Source organism: Mesorhizobium hunchu, assembly GCF_040081975.1.
GTDB lineage: Bacteria > Pseudomonadota > Alphaproteobacteria > Rhizobiales > Rhizobiaceae > Mesorhizobium > Mesorhizobium hunchu.
The window spans coordinates 157083-173818 of record NZ_JBEBMG010000008.1 but is presented as its reverse complement, the minus strand read 5'-3'; the positions used below and the strand labels follow the sequence as shown (position 1 = coordinate 173818).

General features: G+C 65.0%; 12 protein-coding genes and 1 tRNA gene. 5 read left to right on the top strand and 8 right to left on the bottom strand.

Translation table 11 applies throughout. The features are described from left to right. The first annotated feature begins 152 nt into the window (after positions 1 to 152). Positions 153 to 228: transfer RNA gene (locus ABMA46_RS15640), tRNA-Thr, on the top strand. Between the two features lie 259 nt (positions 229 to 487). Here ABMA46_RS15640 and ABMA46_RS15635 read toward each other — a convergent pair. The 5 genes from ABMA46_RS15635 to ABMA46_RS15615 form a co-directional block, all read right to left on the bottom strand. Then, complete coding sequence (locus tag ABMA46_RS15635; RefSeq protein ID WP_349000682.1) at positions 488 to 1360, bottom strand: dipeptide ABC transporter ATP-binding protein; 873 nt, start codon at positions 1358 to 1360, stop codon at positions 488 to 490. After that, positions 1357 to 2211 (bottom strand): ABC transporter ATP-binding protein, encoded by an 855-nt coding sequence (locus ABMA46_RS15630; RefSeq protein WP_349000681.1) that lies wholly within the window; start codon positions 2209 to 2211, stop codon positions 1357 to 1359. Before ABMA46_RS15630 ends, ABMA46_RS15635 begins: the two co-directional genes overlap by 4 nt. Positions 2212 to 2213: 2 nt before the next feature. Further along, positions 2214 to 3128 carry an ABC transporter permease subunit gene (locus ABMA46_RS15625; protein WP_349000680.1) on the bottom strand — a complete coding sequence of 305 codons (915 nt, stop codon included), beginning with the start codon at positions 3126 to 3128 and terminating at the stop codon, positions 2214 to 2216. Positions 3129 to 3135: 7 nt separating this feature from the next. After that, positions 3136 to 4140, bottom strand: coding sequence for an ABC transporter permease subunit (locus tag ABMA46_RS15620; protein ID WP_349000678.1), 1005 nt, complete (start codon positions 4138 to 4140; stop codon positions 3136 to 3138). An 87-nt stretch (positions 4141 to 4227) separates the two neighbouring features. Continuing rightward, positions 4228 to 5823, bottom strand: coding sequence for an ABC transporter substrate-binding protein (locus ABMA46_RS15615; RefSeq protein WP_425475759.1), 1596 nt, complete (start codon positions 5821 to 5823; stop codon positions 4228 to 4230). Positions 5824 to 6230: 407 nt separating this feature from the next. Here ABMA46_RS15615 and ABMA46_RS15610 point away from each other — a divergent pair, with 407 nt between their 5' ends. Continuing rightward, the gene (locus tag ABMA46_RS15610; protein WP_425475758.1) at positions 6231 to 8243 is read left to right on the top strand and encodes a long-chain-fatty-acid--CoA ligase; all 2013 of its coding nucleotides are present in this window, start codon (positions 6231 to 6233) and stop codon (positions 8241 to 8243) included. A 323-nt stretch (positions 8244 to 8566) separates the two neighbouring features. On the opposite strand, the gene ABMA46_RS15605 is transcribed toward ABMA46_RS15610, so the two are convergent. Next, a complete protein-coding gene (locus ABMA46_RS15605; RefSeq protein ID WP_349000677.1) occupies positions 8567 to 9157 on the bottom strand; it encodes a DUF2239 family protein in 591 nt (196 codons plus the stop codon). 459 nt (positions 9158 to 9616) lie between these two features. On the opposite strand from ABMA46_RS15605, the gene ABMA46_RS15600 reads away from it, so the two are divergent. Continuing rightward, positions 9617 to 10087, top strand: coding sequence for a hypothetical protein (locus ABMA46_RS15600; protein ID WP_349000675.1), 471 nt, complete (start codon positions 9617 to 9619; stop codon positions 10085 to 10087). A 367-nt stretch (positions 10088 to 10454) separates the two neighbouring features. Here ABMA46_RS15600 and ABMA46_RS15595 read toward each other — a convergent pair whose 3' ends face one another. Both ABMA46_RS15595 and pgi read right to left on the bottom strand, forming a co-directional pair. Further along, positions 10455 to 11159 (bottom strand): HAD family hydrolase, encoded by a 705-nt coding sequence (locus ABMA46_RS15595; protein WP_349000673.1) that lies wholly within the window; start codon positions 11157 to 11159, stop codon positions 10455 to 10457. A 6-nt stretch (positions 11160 to 11165) separates the two neighbouring features. Beyond that, a complete protein-coding gene (pgi, locus tag ABMA46_RS15590) occupies positions 11166 to 12824 on the bottom strand; it encodes a glucose-6-phosphate isomerase (RefSeq protein WP_349000671.1) in 1659 nt (552 codons plus the stop codon). A gap of 226 nt (positions 12825 to 13050) precedes the next feature. On the opposite strand from pgi, the gene pdxR reads away from it, so the two are divergent. Further along, positions 13051 to 14541 carry a MocR-like pyridoxine biosynthesis transcription factor PdxR gene (gene pdxR / locus ABMA46_RS15585; protein WP_349000669.1) on the top strand — a complete coding sequence of 497 codons (1491 nt, stop codon included), beginning with the start codon at positions 13051 to 13053 and terminating at the stop codon, positions 14539 to 14541. Positions 14542 to 15031: 490 nt separating this feature from the next. Beyond that, the gene (locus ABMA46_RS15580; protein WP_349000668.1) at positions 15032 to 16624 is read left to right on the top strand and encodes a trimethylamine methyltransferase family protein; all 1593 of its coding nucleotides are present in this window, start codon (positions 15032 to 15034) and stop codon (positions 16622 to 16624) included. The last annotated feature ends 112 nt before the right edge of the window (positions 16625 to 16736 follow it).

The following is a 16736-nucleotide window of genomic DNA, read 5'->3' as shown; positions in this document are numbered from 1 at the left end:
CCGTGACGTTTCGGCCTCCAGCCATGTAGCGCACAGCGTCAGCGAGGCCAGCGGCGGTGGTCATACCCCGGAGAATCGGCGACAAGCCATCTTGAAATTGCGCGAGCTTGCGTCTATTCACCCGGCATTCTCGCGGGCACAGCGCCCGCCGGGCCGCTTTAGCTCAGTTGGTAGAGCATCGCATTCGTAATGCGAGGGTCAGGTGTTCGAGTCACCTAAGCGGCACCACCCTTCGCTCTTCGAGCTTCGGGTGGCAAGCCACCCGCAGATCGTTGGACGAAGGAGTGTCCCCCGAAGCCTTGGCGTAGGAGGACGAGTTCGGGTTTTCTCCTTCCGACCGCACCATTTGTTTGATCTCACGCCAGTTCGCTTCGCTCACGGCTCCGATGGGGCGCGCTGACCGCGCGGCGCCCGGTCGGGCTTGCGAACCCCGCGGGTCCGATCCAATGCCTTTTGGGCAGAGAACGTTACTGTCTTCGGCGCGGGCTCACGCCGCCTTCTTCTTCGCCAGCCGCGCCTTGATGCTGTCCACGTCGGCGCGCGGCGTGGCGGCGAACAGGGTCTTCGTGTAGCTGTGCTGCGGGTTGGAGAAGACCTCGTCGCGGCTGCCGTATTCCACGGCCTCGCCGAAATACATCACCATCACGTCGTCGGCGATGTAGCGCACGACCGACAAGTCGTGGCTGATGAAGACGTAGGTAAGCTGGAACTCGTCCTGCAGGTCGGCCAGCAGGTTCAGCACCTGGGCCTGCACCGAAAGATCGAGCGCCGAGACCGGCTCGTCCAGCACCAGCAGGCTGGGTTTCAGCATCAGCGCGCGGGCGATGGCGATGCGCTGGCGCTGGCCGCCGGAGAACATGTGCGGATAGCGGTTGAAGTGTTTCTCTTCCAGTCCGACCTTGACCAGCATCTGCATGGCGAGGTCGCGCCGCTCGGCGGCCGGCATGTCGGTGTTGATGACCAGCGGCTCCATCAGCACGTCGCCGATCTTCTGGCGCGGGTTGAGCGAGCCGTAGGGGTTCTGGAAGACGATCTGCACCTTGCGGCGCAGCTCGGGCGACGGCCTGCCCTTCGTGATGTCGACCTTGTTGCCGTCGAGATAGAGTTCGCCGGCGGTCGCCGGGTCGATCAGCGTGATGATGCGCGCCAGCGTGGACTTGCCGCAGCCGCTCTCGCCGACGATGGCCAGCGTCTTGCCCTTCTCGACCTTGAAGGACACGCCCTTGACCGCGTGGACGGTGCGCCCCTCCTTGAACAGCGTGCCGGGCACCACGTAGTCGCGCTTGATGTCCCGTCCCTCGACGACGATCGGGCCGGCGGTTGCGGGACCTGTCGCAGCCTTGCTCCTGTCCTCGGTCATCGCGGCGTCACCGTCATGAATTCGCCCTCGGCCATCAGTCCGGCGATGGTGGGCAGACGGTCGCCGGTGGCGTTGTCAGGAAGCGCCGACAGAAGCGCGCGCGTATATTTGTGCTTCGGGTTCTCGAAGAGAGACAGCACGTCCGCCTCCTCCATCTTGCGGCCCTTGTACTGGACGATGACGCGATCCGCGGTCTCGGCGACGACGCCCATATTGTGGGTGATCATGATCAGACCCATGCCGTGCTCGGCCTGGAGACGCATGAGCAGGTCGAGGATCTGCTTCTGGATGGTGACGTCAAGCGCCGTGGTCGGTTCGTCCGCGATCAGCAGCTTGGGATTGCAGGCGATCGCCATGGCGATCATGACGCGCTGGCACTGGCCGCCCGACATCTGGTGCGGGTAGGAGGAAAGCCGCTCCTCCGGCTGCGGAATGCCGACCTGCGTGAACAGTTCGATGGCACGGGCGCGGCGCTCTTTCTTGTTCATATGGAGATGGAAGCGCAGCACCTCCTCGATCTGGAAGCCGACGGTGAAGCAGGGATTGAGACTCGCCATCGGCTCCTGGAAGATCATCGAGATGTCCTTGCCGATGATCTTGCGGCGCTCGGCGGCGTCCATGCCCAGCATGTCGCGACCGTTGAACAATGCCTTGTCGGCCGACACCTTCGCCGTCCAGGGCAGCAGCCCCATGACCGCCAGCATGGAGACGGATTTTCCCGACCCGGACTCGCCGACGATCGCCAGAACCTCGCGCGCATCGACCGACAGCGACACGCCGTCGACAGCCCGGAACGGGCCGGAGGCGGTATCGAACTCGACGACGAGGTTTTCGATTTCGAGAAGGGGCATCGTCACGACCTCTTCATCTTCGGGTCGAGGGCGTCGCGCAGGCCGTCGCCCATCAGGTTGATGGCCAGCACCGTCACCAGGATGGCGATGCCCGGCAGCGTCACCACCCACCAGGCGCGCAGGATGAATTCGCGCGCCTCGGCCAGCATCGTTCCCCATTCAGGTGTCGGCGGCTGCGCGCCCATGCCGAGGAAGCCGAGCGCAGCCGCGTCGAGGATGGCGTTGGAGAAGGAGAGCGTCCCCTGCACGATCAGCGGCGCCATGCAGTTGGGCAGGATGGTCCTGAACATCAGCCTGAGCGGTCCGGCGCCGGCGACGCGCGAGGCAATCACGTAGTCGCGGGTCTTCTCCGACATGACCGCCGCGCGCGTCAGGCGCACGAAATGCGGCTGGTAGACCAGCGCGATGGCGATCATGGCGTTGTTCAGGCCCGGCCCCAGCACGGCCACCAGCGTCAGTGCCAGCAGCAGCGAGGGAAAGGCCAGGATGATGTCCATCAGCCGCATGATGACGGTGTCGATCCAGCCGCGGAAATAGCCGGCGACGACGCCGACCAGCACGCCCGCGGCCATGGCGATGGCGGTGACCACGATGCCGATGAACAGCGAATAGCGGGCGCCGAACAGAAGCCGGGAGAGAATGTCGCGACCGACCGCGTCGGTGCCGAGCAGGTATTCCCAGCGACCGCCTTCCTGCCAGACCGGCGGCACCAGCACGGCGTCGCGGTACTGGAGATAGGGTTCGTGCGGGGCGATCAGGGGCGCCAGCAGCGCCAGGATCACCAGGATGACGAAGAACCAGAGGCCGATGACGGCGCCCTTGTTCTCGGAGAAATAGAACCAGAACTCGGCGAGTTGGCGCCGGCGCGGCGACATCTCGTCGAGCGGGGAAACGGTCTTGGTCGCAGCCTCTGTCATCGCGCCCTCAATGCCTGATGCGCGGGTTGACCAGCCCGTAGGCGAGGTCGACGAGCAGGTTGACGAGCATGATGATGCCGGCGATCAGCAGCAGACCGCCCTGGATGACCGGATAGTCGCGCTTGAACACCGAATCCACCATCCACTTGCCGATGCCGGGCCACGAGAAGATCGATTCCGTCAGGATCGCGCCGGCCAGCATCACGCCGACCTGCAGGCCGATGGTGGTGATGACCGGGATCATGGCGTTGCGCAGCGCGTGGATGCCGACGACGCGAAAGGGCGACAGGCCCTTCGCGCGCGCCGTGCGAACATAGTCTTCCGAAAGCACCTCCAGCATCGCCGAGCGGGTCTGGCGCGCGATGACGGCGAGCGGGATGGTGCCGAGCACGATGGTCGGCAGGATCAGGTGGCTGGCGGCCGACGCGAAGGCGCCCTTCTGCCCCGACAGCAGCGAGTCGATCAGCATGAAGCCGGTGACCGGCGGGAAGAAATAGAGCAGGTCGATGCGGCCCGACACCGGCGTCCAGCGCAGGATGCCGGAAAACAGGATGATGAGCAGCAGGCCCCACCAGAAGATCGGCATGGAATAGCCGACGAGGGCCGCGCCCATCACGCTCTGGTCGAAGAAGGAGCCGCGCTTGATGGCGGCGAACACGCCGGCGGGGATGCCGAGCACGATGGCGAGGATGATGGCGCAGAGCGACAATTCCAGCGTTGCCGGAAACAGCGTGAAGAACTGGTGCAGGATCGGCTGTTTGGTGACGACGGAGGTGCCGAAATCGCCCCTCAATATGCCGCCGATATAGGACAGGTACTGCATGACCATCGGCCGGTCCATGCCGAGTTCGTGCATGATCTGGGCGTGCCGCTCCGGGCTCATCACCCGCTCGCCCGACATCAGCATCACCGGATCGCCGGGCAGCAGCCGGATAAAGGAAAAGGCGATGATCGAAACCCCGATGAAGGTCGGGACAAGGACCAGCACACGGCCAAGAAAGAACTTGAGCATCGAAATCCTATGGCACTTCGCCCCGGTGGCGTCCACCAACCGGGGCGAAAGGGTCGCGTCCGACCGAAGCCGGACGCGATGAACGCCTTACTCGGCGATGTCGACGTTGTCGAAGCGGTGGATGCCGAGCGGATCCTGGGTATAGCCGGTGACCTTCTTCGACATCGGCATGAACGTCGTCGAATGGTCGATCGTGTCCCAGGGCGCCTCCTTCTTGAAGATCACTTGGGCCTGCTCGTAGAGCTTGGTGCGCTCGGCCTGATCCGACGTCTGCTTGGCTTTCTTGACCAGGTCGTCGAACTCCTTGTTGCACCACTGGGCGCGGTTGTTGCCGCCGACGGCGGTGCAACCCAGCAGCGTGTCGAGGAAGTTGTCCGGGTCGCCGTTGTCGCCGGTCCAGCCGAGGATCACCGCGCCGTCGCGGTCCTTGTCGGACGAGCGCTTGAGATACTCGGCCCATTCATAGGTGACGATCTCGGCGGTGACGCCGACCTTGGCGAGGTCGGCCTGCATCAATTCGGCGGCGCGGCGCGCGTTGAGCATGTAGGGACGCGAGACGGGCATCGCCCAGATCTTCATCTTGAGATCCTTGACGCCGGCGTCGGCAAGCATCTTCTTGGCGGCGTCGGGGTCGTAAGCGTCGTCCTTGATGGAGTCGTCATAGGACCACATGGTCGGCGGGATCGGGTTCTTGGCGACCTGCGCCTGGCCTTCGAACACGGCGTCGACGATCGCCTTCTTGTTGATCGCCATGTTCAGCGCCTTGCGCACCTCGGCCTTGTCGAAGGGTGCGACCAGCGTGTTGTAGGCGAGATAGGCGACGTTGAGCCCTGCCTGCTCCTCGACGTTCAGGTCGGGGTTCTTCTTGAGCGCCTCGACATCGGCCGCGTTCGGATACGGATAGATCTGGCACTCGCCGGCCTCGAGCTTCTGGCGACGCACGGAGGCGTCCGTGGTGATGGCGAAGACGAGATCGTCGATCTTCGGCTTGCCGTTCCAGTAGTCGGCATTGGCCTTGTAGCGGATCACCGCGTCCTGCTGGTAGGCGACGAAGGTGAACGGACCGGTGCCGAGCGGCATCTGGTTCATCTGCTCCATCTTGCCGTCGGCGGCCAGCTTGTCGGCGTATTCCTTGGACAGGATCGAGGCGAAATCCATGCCGAGGTCGGCCAGGAACGGCGCTTCGGGGCGGTTGAGCACGAACTTGACCGTGTGGTCGTCCACCTTCTCGACCGACTTGATCAAATCGGGGAAGCCCATGCCGGCCGAGTATTCCCAGCTCGCGCCGGCGACATACTTGTTCCAGGGATTGTCGGATTTGAGCTGGCGCTCGAAGGAGAAGACCACGTCGTCGGCGTTGAAGTCGCGCGTCGGCGTGAAGAAGTCGGTGGTCTGGAACTTGACGCCCTGACGCAGCTTGAAGGTGTATTCCTTGCCGTCGTCGGAAATGGTCCAGCTTTCGGCCAGACCGGGCTCGATCTCGGTGGAGCCGTGCTTGAACTCGACGAGGCGGTTGTAGACGGTCCGCGACGAGGCGTCGAAGGTGGTGCCGGCGGTGTACAGGCCGGGGTCAAAGCCTTCCGGCGACCCTTCCGAGCAGTAGACCAGCGTCTTTGCGTTGGCGACGCCCCCCAGCATGCTTGCGGCCAGCAACGCGGCCGCAAAAGCCAGTTTCGTTTTCATTGAGCACTCCCTGATTGTTTCCAAGCCCCTCTATCAGGCTCGTGAAGGCCGCATATAAGCACCGTTTTTCGGCCTTTGGAACTCCCCGCCTGCCGAACGCAAGGTAAGTAGAAAAAAATTCCAACGTATGCGGTTCCGGTAGTTCAAAACTCGCAATTCTGATATATCACGCGAATGTCAAACCCTGTCTTTTTGCGTGATCGGCAAAAAGAATCCAATCCGGCATCGATCGCTTCCGCCGTCCCGGTCGATCGCGCGGGCAGCGACGCCGGCCCACGAGCCGGTTGCCGCGGCGTCATGGCTTGCACGCTTGCGGATTGTCACCATACATAACAACAAAGCCCGGAAGCCTGCGCGACTGCCCTGATCGGGAATGCCGCTGCCGACGGGCCAAGGGAGGAGCGAGGGTGGCCAAGCACTCGAAGACGACCACGCCGAAAGCCGCTGGAAAGACCGGCGCTGGAAGGACCGGCAAAGCCGCGGCGGCGAAGCCGGGGAAAGCCGGCGCGAAGCCGGAGGCGGCGGAAACGGCGGAGGCGAAGCCGAAGGGCGAGGCGGCGGCGCGCAAGCCAGCCGCCCGGCAGGTCGCACAGGCCGGCAAGACCTCGAAGGACCGGCAACGCGCATCGTCATCCGGCAAGACCGCCGCGATCGGAAAGACGAAGGCAGGCGCAGCGGAAACTGCCCCTTCGCCGAAGAAGGTCGCGCCGAAATCCCTGCCCAAGGCGATCGCCGATCTCGCATCCGGGCAGCCGCAAATGCCCTGGCTTGCCAGCTATCCCGGCAACATGGCGCAAGAGATCGGCCCGCTGCCCAACCAGTCCATCGGCGAGCTTCTGGTTTCATCCTGCCGTCACTATGCGGCCAACCCGGCCTTCACCTGCATGGGCAAGACGCTCAGCTTCGCCGAGGTGGAGCGGCTTTCCGCGATGTTCGGCGCATGGCTTCAGGCACGGGGCCTGAAGAAGGGCGCGCGCGTCGCGCTGATGATGCCGAACGTGCTGCAATATCCGATCGCCATGATGGCCGTGCTTCGGGCCGGCTATGTCGTCGTCAACGTCAACCCGCTCTACACGCCGCGCGAACTCGAGCACCAGCTGACCGATTCCGGCGCGGAAGCGATCGTCATCCTGGAGAATTTCGCCGCCACCCTGCAGGCCGTCGTGGCGCGCACGCAGGTCAGGACCGTCGTCGTCGCCTCGATGGGGGAGATGCTGGGCGGCGCGAAGGGCATGGTCGTCGATTTCGTCGTGCGCCGGGTCAAGAAACTGGTGCCGGCCTGGTCCCTGCCCGGCCATGTGCGGTTTTCCGCCGCCCTGAAGCAGGGCGCGCGGCTGGCGCTCAAGCCTGTCGAGGTCAGGCCCGACGATGTCGCTTTCCTGCAATATACGGGCGGCACGACCGGCATCTCCAAGGGCGCCACGCTGCTGCACCGCAACGTGCTGGCCAATGTCGTACAGCTTGCGCTGTGGGTCGAGGACGCCTTCACCGTCAAGCCGAAGCCGGCGCATCTCACCTATATCTGCGCGCTGCCGCTCTACCATATCTTCGCGCTGACAGTGAACGCGCTGATGGGCATGCAGCAGGGCGCCTGCAACGTCCTCATTCCCAACCCGCGCGATATTCCGGGCTTCGTGAAGGAACTGTCCAAACAGCCGTTCCATGTCCTGCCCGGCCTCAACACGCTGTTCAACGCGCTGCTCAACAATGACGATTTCCGCAAGCTGGACTTTTCCTCCCTGACGCTCAGCCTGGCCGGCGGCATGGCGGTGCAGAAGGCCGTGGCCGACCGCTGGAAGGCAGCGACCGGCAGCCACATCACCGAGGGCTACGGCCTGTCGGAGACTTCTCCGGTGGCGACCGCCAACAAATGCAGCGCCGGCGACTACACCGGCACGATCGGCCTGCCGATCCCCTCGACCGAAATCTCCATCCGCGACGACGACGGCGAGGTCGTGCCGCTCGGCGAGGTCGGCGAAATCTGCATCCGCGGGCCGCAGGTGATGGCCGGTTACTGGAATCGGCCCGACGAGACCGCGAAGGTCATGACCAAGGACGGCTACTTCAAGTCCGGCGACATGGGCTTCATGGACCTCAACGGCTACACCAAGATCGTCGACCGCAAGAAGGACATGATCCTGGTTTCCGGCTTCAACGTCTATCCGAACGAGCTGGAGGACGTGGTGGCGCGCCATCCCGGCGTGCTGGAGGTGGCCGCGATCGGCGTGCCGGACGAACGGTCCGGCGAGGTGCCGAAACTGTTCGTGGTGAAAAAGGACCCGGCGCTGACGGCGGAGATGCTCACCGCCTACTGCAAGGAAAACCTGACCGGCTACAAGCGCCCGAAATATATCGAGTTCCGCACCGAGCTGCCGAAGACCCCGGTGGGGAAGATTCTCAGACGAGAATTGCGGGGATAGGAGCGGCGCGGCCTCCCCTTGAGGTGCGAGCCATCGCCTTCGAAACCTTCAACTGTCGCTCACCGCCATCCTTCGACTGCCGCTCACCCCACCCCTGTCCTTGCCTGGGCGAGCCACGCGTCTCGCCCGTCCTGCGGACCCCCACAAGGGGGAGGGAGACGCCGACATCCTCGTTTCGTGCAAATTGGCAATAACGGCGCATCGTGGAGCCGACACCGAGTCCCCCTCCCCCTTGTGGGGAGGGGTTAGGGGTGGGGGTGCAACCCCATATGCAATTGCCCATATCAGCGGAGGAAGCGCCGATCCCAACGTCCCGTTGATGGCTAAAACCCCGGCTTCGCCAGCCGTCTCGCGTGGTCGCGCAGATCGGCGGGCCAGGCCTCGCTCAGTTCCAGGAAACGGTTACGGTCGCCGGCATAGAGCGCGCGGCTCGCTTCCTCGTAGCCCGGCTGGTTGCCCAGCATCGCTCCCATGAACCGGTCCGCCGCCTCGCGCGCCTTGCGCGCCGTAGCGGCACCGTCGCCCGCACCGCGCGCCGCGTCGACCAGCCTGCGCAGCGTCACCGACGCACCGCCCGGCTGTTCCCCCAGCCACTCCCAATGGCGCGGCAGCAGCGTGATCTCCCGTGCCACGACGCCGAGCTTCGGCCGGCCCGGCGACCGCCTGGCAGAAAGCGTTTCGGGCTCAGGCTTTTCGTCTATGGACGTCAGTCGCCCACGAATATCCGCTTCGCTACCGCTGAGGTCGAAATCGACCTGCCGCCCGGTGCGGTCATCGAAGACGAGCAGCGCGGCATCGCCGTTCATGGCGGCGGCTGCCCTGACGGCCAAAGCGACTTCGATCACCGGACCGGCAGCGAGCAGTCTTTGGCCGGCAAAGGCAGTGACGGTGCATGGTGTGACTGTATTCGACATGAATATATTTTATCCGGGTATTATTGCCGCGTCAACAGCGCCGGATCGACGGCCAGTCGATGCCAACAGAAAGTCCTATACCTCCACGACCTCCACGCCTCCCCGATACCTGGCCTGCTCGAATTCGTCGTCCTCGTACCCACCTCGAGGACCATGCCGGAATGGCTCGGCCGCATGAGGCGGTGCACAGAGGCCGTCATTCCGTGGCCGCGCAGCGGAATGACGCAGATGGAGGAGGTTGCACGATCTCTCCACACCCTCACTACCTCTCCCGATACTTGGCCCGAACAGGAGGACCCCTCGTCATCCTCGGACCTGCCCCGAGGATCCATGCCGGAACGGTTTTCGCGAAATGAGGCGGTGCAGAAGGTGCTTCATTCTACACCGCGCTGGCCCTCACCAATGGTCAGGCATGGATCCCCGGGTCGCGCCCTTCGCTGCGCTCGGGCTTGCCCGAGGATGACGAAGAGCGAGAGCGTCGGCGAAAAAATCTCTCCACACCTCTCCTGCCTCTTCCATACTTGGTCCGCCGAACAGGAGGCCGGAATGGAGGACTGGGGAACAGACGGAGGCTATGATGTGCTGGGGCGCATCGTGGCGCTGCTGTTTTCCCTCGCCGATCTGGCCGACATCGCCGCCGGCCTTCCCGCTCCTCGCCGCCGGTATCTGCTCGGTGTTCTGAGTGTCGCTGAGGCAGCGGCGCATGATTTTCTCATCGGCCCCGGCCCGCCGGTCTCGGCCGGCGGGCAGGACACGGCCGAAGACGCCTTGCGCCTCGCAGCTCGTCTGCGCGCGTTGGCGCTGCTGCTCATGGCCCTGCTGATGCAGGCGGTCACGCTGCCCAACGCGACCCATCCGTTTGTCGTTCGGAAGACGCCTGCCTTGCACGCAGGCCGTCCGGCATCGTCGGCAGCGCTCGATACCTCATAAGGCAGCGCCAGCGATAAACCCGGCGTCATCCCGAAAGCCGATCGAAGCGCAGCGCAGGTCGGCTATCCGGAATCCAGTCCGGAACATCAAAGTCACGGAATGGATCCCGGCCCGCGGTCGCAAGCTCCCTTGGCCGGGATGACGATGGCGCTTTGCGTCCCGACCTTCTCGTCTCTGCGCAGGGGAGACATTCCTTGATCAATGGCCAGGGCGGAATTTCCGCAGCGTGGCGAGGATGAGATGTGGGCGCAAGAGCCCATCTCCGCGCCGACGTCAAGAGGAGGCCACACTCTACGGCCAGGTACCCCTTCGTCAGGCCTGCCGCCTGCCGTCCTCACCGCAAGCTGCAGGGAAACGCTGGCGCCGCTTACTTGCCTTCGAGATAGGCCGGCAGGTCCGCGATGGAGTCCAGAACCACGTCGGCCATCGGCGCCAGCGTGTCGCGGGTGCCGGTGCCGGAAAGAACGCCGACGGCAAGCCCGCAGCCGCCGGCGCGCGCCATTTCGAGGTCGTGGCGATTGTCGCCGACCATGGCGATCTCCGAAGGTTTCAGCCCGGTCAGGTCACAGAAGGCGAGCACCGTGTCGGGCGCGGGCTTGGGATTGGCGACGGCATCGTAGCCGTAGGCGGCGTCGAAAAGCTGCGCCACGCCGAGCGCCAGCAGCGTCTTTTCGCAGCCTGCGGTCGAATCGTTGGTGGCGACGCCGAGGCGGTAAGGCCTTGCGTGGAGCGCGGCCAGCGCCTGCGCCATGCCCGGCAGCGCCACCGCCATCTGCGATCCCTGGATGGCTGTCATCTCGTTGTAATGGCGCAGCGCCTCGAGCCGGTCTTCGGCCGACAAGCCCGGAAACCACAATTCGACGACCTCCCGGTTGGTGCCGGCGGCGAAGACCGAATCGGCCTTGAAGCGCTTCGCCGCGAAATCGTAGCCGGCTATGTCGAGAAAGCGGTCGGCACCGGCGCGGTCGCCCTCGGCCGCTTCCATCGCCATCAGGTCCGCGACCGCGAACCAGGTGGCATTGAAATCGACAAGCGTTCCGTCCTTGTCGAACAGGATTCCCTTGATCGCCAACGAGCCCTACTCCCCGCGCAGCTTGTGGATGTGTTCCACCAGACCGGCGGTCGAGGCATCCCTGCCTGCGGCACTCTCCTTGCCTTCCACGACAGGCAGCAGGCTGGTCGCCAGTTCCTTGCCGAGTTCGACGCCCCACTGGTCGAAGGAGTTGATGTCGTAGAGAACGCCTTCGACGAAGACGCGGTGCTCGTAGAGCGCGATCAGACGGCCGAGCATGCGCGGGTCGAGTTCGCGGTAGACGAGGGTTATCGAAGGCCTGTTGCCGGCAAAGACACGCTGCGGCGCGATGCGGTCGACGAAATCCGGCTTCTGGCCCTTGGCCAGCATCTGCGCGCGGGCCTCCTCCAGCGTGCGGCCCTTCATCAGCGCCTCGGATTGCGCCAGGCAATTGGCCAGCAGCAGGTCGTGATGATGCTTCAGGTCAGGTTCGTGGCCGATCGCGGCGACCATGAACTCGACCGGAATGGTGTCGGTGCCCTGATGGAGAAGCTGGAAGAAGGCGTGCTGGCCGTTGGTGCCGGGCTCGCCCCAGACCAGCGGCCCGGTTGGGGTCGTCACGGGCTTGGAATCCACGGTGACGCTCTTGCCGTTCGATTCCATATCGAGCTGCTGCAGATAGGCCGGCAGGCGCGACAGGCGCTGGTCGTAGGGGATGATCGCGCGGGCCGGATAGGCGCACACGACGCGGTGCCAGAAGCCGACGAGGCCGAGCAGCATCGGCAGGTTCTTTTCCAGCGGCGTGTGCAAAAAATGCTCGTCCATCTCGTGGCCGCCGGCCAGGAATTCGCGGAAATTCTTTGTCCCCACTGCGATCATCACCGGCAGGCCGATCGCGCCCCAGACCGAATAGCGGCCGCCGACCCAATCCCAGAAGCCGAACACCCGGTCCTTCTGGATGCCGAACTTGGCGACGAGGTCGAGCGCTGTGGAGACGGCGGCGAAGTGATGCGCCACCGCGTCCTTGCCGAGCTTCGCCTCGACCCAGCGGCGGGCCGTCTCGGCATTGGTCATGGTCTCGACGGTGGTGAAGGTCTTCGACGCGATGATGAACAGCGTCGTCTCGGGATCGAGCCCCTTCAGCGTGTCGTGCATGTGCGCGCCGTCGATGTTCGACACGTAGTGCGAGCGCGGGCCGTCATGGTAGGGCGCCAGCGCCAGCGTCGCCATGACCGGGCCGAGGTCGGAGCCGCCGATGCCGATATTGACCACGTCGGTGATTGTCTTGCCCGTCGCGCCCGCAGCCTTGCCGGAGCGGACCGCGTCGGCGAAGGCGGCCATCGCGTCGAGGACCGAGCGGACGTCCTTCTGGATGTCCTGCCCGTCGACATGCAGCCCCTTGCCGTCGAGGTTGCGCAGGGCGGTGTGCAGCACCGCGCGGTCCTCGGTGATGTTGATGTGCCTGCCGGCGAACATGGCCGCGCGCTTTTCCTCGACGCCGGCGGCGGCCGCCAGTTCGCCCAGCATGGTCATCGCCTTCTGGTCGACGGCGCATTTCGAATAGTCCAGCAGGAGATCGCCGTCGTTCACCGAGAAGCGGCCGAAGCGGCCCGGATCGGCGGCGAAGACCGCGCGCATGTCGGTGGGCAGCGCATCCCGGTGCGCCTTGAGGGCGGTAAGCTGCTTGGCGAAGGCGGTGCGGTCCACGTCAGGCTCCTGGTGCATTGAACAAACCAGCTTGGCGCCTGCCTTTGGCAGAAGCCGAAGCGCGCGGACTATCGTCCTTAAGCGCGGCCGTTTCAACCGTTCTTCGCGAGCGCCCGGATGGGCGATGGATCACTGGCATAAATCGGATAAATCAGAAAAATTGATTGGCGCAACCCCTTATGCCAGGCTTAGTCTCCGCTGGTCCACAAAGCCGGAAAAGACTGACCGATCCAGGAGGAATTTTATGCCACAGCGCAATGACACGGCCATATGGTCGGGCCTGTTCCGCATTTCTCCGGAGTCCGGGCAGACCCTTCAGGCGCAGATCCGCCAGGCGATCGTCGCCGCGATCCTCGACCGGCAGATCGCCGCCTCGATGCCGCTGCCGTCCTGCCGCATCCTCGCCGAGAAGCTCGGCGTGGCGCGCGGCACGGTGGTTCTCGCCTTCCAGCAGCTCGTGGACCAGGGCTTCCTCATCGCCAAGGAGCGGCGCGGCCACTTCGTCAATCCCGAAGTGCTGACCACGCCGGCCAAGCCGCAGAAGACGCCCGAGCAGTCGAATGAGATCGACTGGAAGAAGCGCCGCCAGATCGTCGCCAGCGACATGCCGCCACCGGCCAAGCACGACAACTGGATCAAGTCGTCCTATCCCTTCGTCTACGGCCAATTCGACCCGGCGCTGTTTCCAACCGCCGAATGGCGCGAGTGCAACCGCATGGCGCTGGCGGTGCTGGAGATCCGCAACTGGGCGTCCGACATGGTCGACCGCGACGACCCGCTGCTGATCGAGCAGATCCAGGCACGGCTGCTGCCGCGGCGCGGCATCTTCGCCAATCCCGACGAGATCATCGTCACGCTCGGCGCGCAGAACGCGCTCTACATGCTCGCCACGCTCTTGATGACCAAGGGTTCGAAGGTGGCAATGGAGGACCCCGGCTATCCGGACGCGCGCTCGATCTTCAAGCTCGCGGGCGCCAACGTCCAGCCGGTGCCGGTGGACCAGTCCGGCATCGTCACGTCGGCGATTTCCAACGACGCCGATTTCGTCTTCGTCACGCCAAGCCACCATTGCCCGACCATGGTGCCGCTGTCGGCCGAGCGGCGGCAGGACCTTTTGTCGCGCGCCAACCAGCACAACCAGATCATCATCGAGGACGGCTACGACAGCCAGTTGCTGGACGAGGCACCGCAGCAGGCGCTCAAGAGCGTCGACCGATCCGGCCGCGTCATCTATGTCGGCTCGATGTCGAAGACGCTGGCTCCGGGCCTGAGGCTCGGCTACATCGTCGCCTCCGCCGACCTGATCGCTGAACTGAGGGCGCTGCGCCGCTTCATGCTGCGGCATCCCCCGGCCAACAACCAGCGCGCGGTGGCGCTGTTCCTGTCGCTCGGCCATCACGAGGCGCTGGTCAGGCGCCTGTCGGCGGCCTTCGAGGAAAGGCGCAAGCGTCTTGTCCACGCGATCGACGCGTTCCTGCCGGAATGGCGCTCGACCGACTCGGCCGGCGGCACCTCGCTGTGGCTGGAAGGTCCGCGCGGCACGGATTCGCGCGAGCTCGCCTCGGTGGCGGCAAGCCGCAGCGTCATCATCGAGCCGGGCGACCGCTTCTTCGACCGCTCGGACAGGCCGACGCGCTTCATGCGGCTCGGCATCTCCTCGATCGCGCTGCAGCATATCGAGCCCGGCATCCGCGAACTGGCGACGGCGGCGGGACGCAGGCCCGCGGCGGCTTGAGCTCCTTCCTTCTCCCGGTTCACGGAGAGAAAGTGGCCTAAGGGCCGGATGAGGGGTGGAGCCAGCCCAGCAAGTTCATGCCGCCCCTCACCTGCCTGCCGGCATCCTCTCCGCGCGGACGGGAGGGTGGTCGCATATGAAAGTTTCATCGAAGGCAGATGGCAGGAACCCCACCCCTAACCCCTCCCCTCAAGGGGAAGGGGGACGCCGACGCGCCCGTTTCCTCCTGGACGTTAGCGGGTTGTGGCGGCACCGCAAAGTTCCCCTCCCTATTGAAGGGAGGGGTTAGGGATGGGGGTACGACGCCATATGCGATGGCCCTGCCTTAAACAGGGCGAGCAAAGCCTTTGTCTGGCCCATCCGCAGTGATTTCGCTGGCTCATGGTCTGTGCCAATGACAGCGTCATAGTCACGTGTCAGGGAACGAAGCGGAACGACGCTGGACCAACCGGCCCGTGACTGGCTTCGCCGCAATGGTGGAGTGCCTGACATGTCGGTTGTCGTTGAATCGCAAGGCGTTGCGGCCGAGGAGCAGCGCTCCCGCCGCTCGGGCGGACGTGAGGCGCGCCGCGCCATGCGGGCTGCGCCTCTGGCCGATGACATAAGGCCAGTGCGCGCCGGGCTCGAAGGCGGGCGCTACGCTCCTTTGAGCCGGAACGACCTCGAACGCATCCACGAGGCGGTGCTGACGCTGCTGGAGACGGTCGGTTTCGCCAACGCCATTCCCTCCTGCATCGAGGCGCTGACAGGGGTCGGCGCGACGCTTGGGCCGGACGGCCGCATCCGTTTTCCACGCAACCTCGTGCTCGACACGATCAAACGGGCCGCGCGCAACTTCACGCTGTGCGGCCAGGACCCCAGGCACGACATGGTGATCCAGGGCAAGCGCGTGCACTACGGCACGGCGGGCGCGGCGGTGCATCTGGTCGACGTCGAGAAGCGCGAATACCGAGAGAGCCTGTTGCAGGACATCTACGACGCCGCCCGCATCGTCGACGGGCTGGACAACATCCATTTCTTCCAGCGGCCGATGGTGCCGCGCGACATTCCCGACCCGCTGGAGATGGATTTCAACACGCTCTACGCCTGCGTGTCGGGCACCTCCAAGCATGTCGGCACCTCCTTCACCGTGCGCGAGAACGTCGCGCCTGCGCTGGAGATGCTCTACGCCATCGCCGGCGGCGAGGAGAATTTCCGGGCGCGCCCCTTCGTTTCCAACTCCAACTGCTTCGTCGTGCCGCCGATGAAGTTCGCCGAGGATGCCTGCGGCGTGCTGGAGGCCTGCGTGGCAGGCGGCATCCCGATCCTGCTGCTCTCGGCCGGCCAGGCCGGCGCGACCGCACCTGCGGCGATCGCCGGCGCGGTGGTACAGGCGGTAGCGGAAGTGCTGGCGGGCCTCGTTTACGTGAACGCCATAAAGCCGGGCCATCCGGCGATCTTCGGCACATGGCCGTTCGTTTCCGACCTCAGGACCGGCGCGATGTCGGGCGGCTCGGCCGAGCAGGCGCTGCTCACGGCGGCTTGCGCGCAGATGGCACAGTTCTACGACCTTCCCGGCGGCTCGGCCGCGGGCATGGCCGATTCCAAGCTGCCCGATATCCAGTCCGGCTTCGAGAAGGGCATCACCGACGTGATGGCGGGCCTGTCGGGCCTGAACCTCGTCTATGAATCGGCCGGCATGCACGCCTCGCTGCTCGGCTTCTGCCTGGAGAGCCTGATCATCGACAACGACATGCTGGGCATGTGCCAGCGCTGCGTGCGCGGCATCGAGGTGACGGACGCGGCGCTGTCGATCGACACGATCGCCGACGTCTGCCTCAACGGGCCGGGCCACTATCTCGGCCACGAGCAGACGCTGAGATTGATGCAGACGGAGTATTTCTATCCCGCCGTCGGCGACCGCTTCTCGCCCAAGGAATGGAACGAGAAGGGCAAGCCCGACATATTGCAGCGGGCCATCGCCGAGAAGAAGCGCGTGCTTGCCGAGCGCTTTCCCCGCCACATATCGCGCCCGGTGGACGACAGGCTGCGCGCCCGCTTTGACGATCTCATCAAGCTGCCGCGCAGCGGCATGGGCGGGTAATTTTCCCTCCTTGAGAAGAGGGTGGCCCGCGCAGCGGGCCGGGAGGGGTAACCTCAACCGTTCCAACGCAAAGAAAAGTCGACGCGTTGCACCGGCACCCCCACCCTGTCCC

Bases quoted from the DNA above. Each gene is read 5' to 3' on its own strand.
- ABMA46_RS15625 (WP_349000680.1), bottom strand. From the start codon at position 3,128: ATGACAGAGGCTGCGACCAAGACCGTTTCCCCGCTCGACGAGATGTCG.
- ABMA46_RS15635 (WP_349000682.1), bottom strand. From the start codon at position 1,360: ATGACCGAGGACAGGAGCAAGGCTGCGACAGGTCCCGCAACCGCCGGC.
- ABMA46_RS15630 (WP_349000681.1), bottom strand. From the start codon at position 2,211: ATGCCCCTTCTCGAAATCGAAAACCTCGTCGTCGAGTTCGATACCGCC.
- ABMA46_RS15580 (WP_349000668.1), top strand. From the start codon at position 15,032: ATGTCGGTTGTCGTTGAATCGCAAGGCGTTGCGGCCGAGGAGCAGCGC.
- ABMA46_RS15605 (WP_349000677.1), bottom strand. From the start codon at position 9,157: ATGTCGAATACAGTCACACCATGCACCGTCACTGCCTTTGCCGGCCAA.
- pdxR (WP_349000669.1), top strand. From the start codon at position 13,051: ATGCCACAGCGCAATGACACGGCCATATGGTCGGGCCTGTTCCGCATT.
- pgi (WP_349000671.1), bottom strand. From the start codon at position 12,824: ATGCACCAGGAGCCTGACGTGGACCGCACCGCCTTCGCCAAGCAGCTT.
- ABMA46_RS15620 (WP_349000678.1), bottom strand. From the start codon at position 4,140: ATGCTCAAGTTCTTTCTTGGCCGTGTGCTGGTCCTTGTCCCGACCTTC.
- ABMA46_RS15600 (WP_349000675.1), top strand. From the start codon at position 9,617: ATGACGAAGAGCGAGAGCGTCGGCGAAAAAATCTCTCCACACCTCTCC.
- ABMA46_RS15615 (WP_425475759.1), bottom strand. From the start codon at position 5,823: ATGAAAACGAAACTGGCTTTTGCGGCCGCGTTGCTGGCCGCAAGCATG.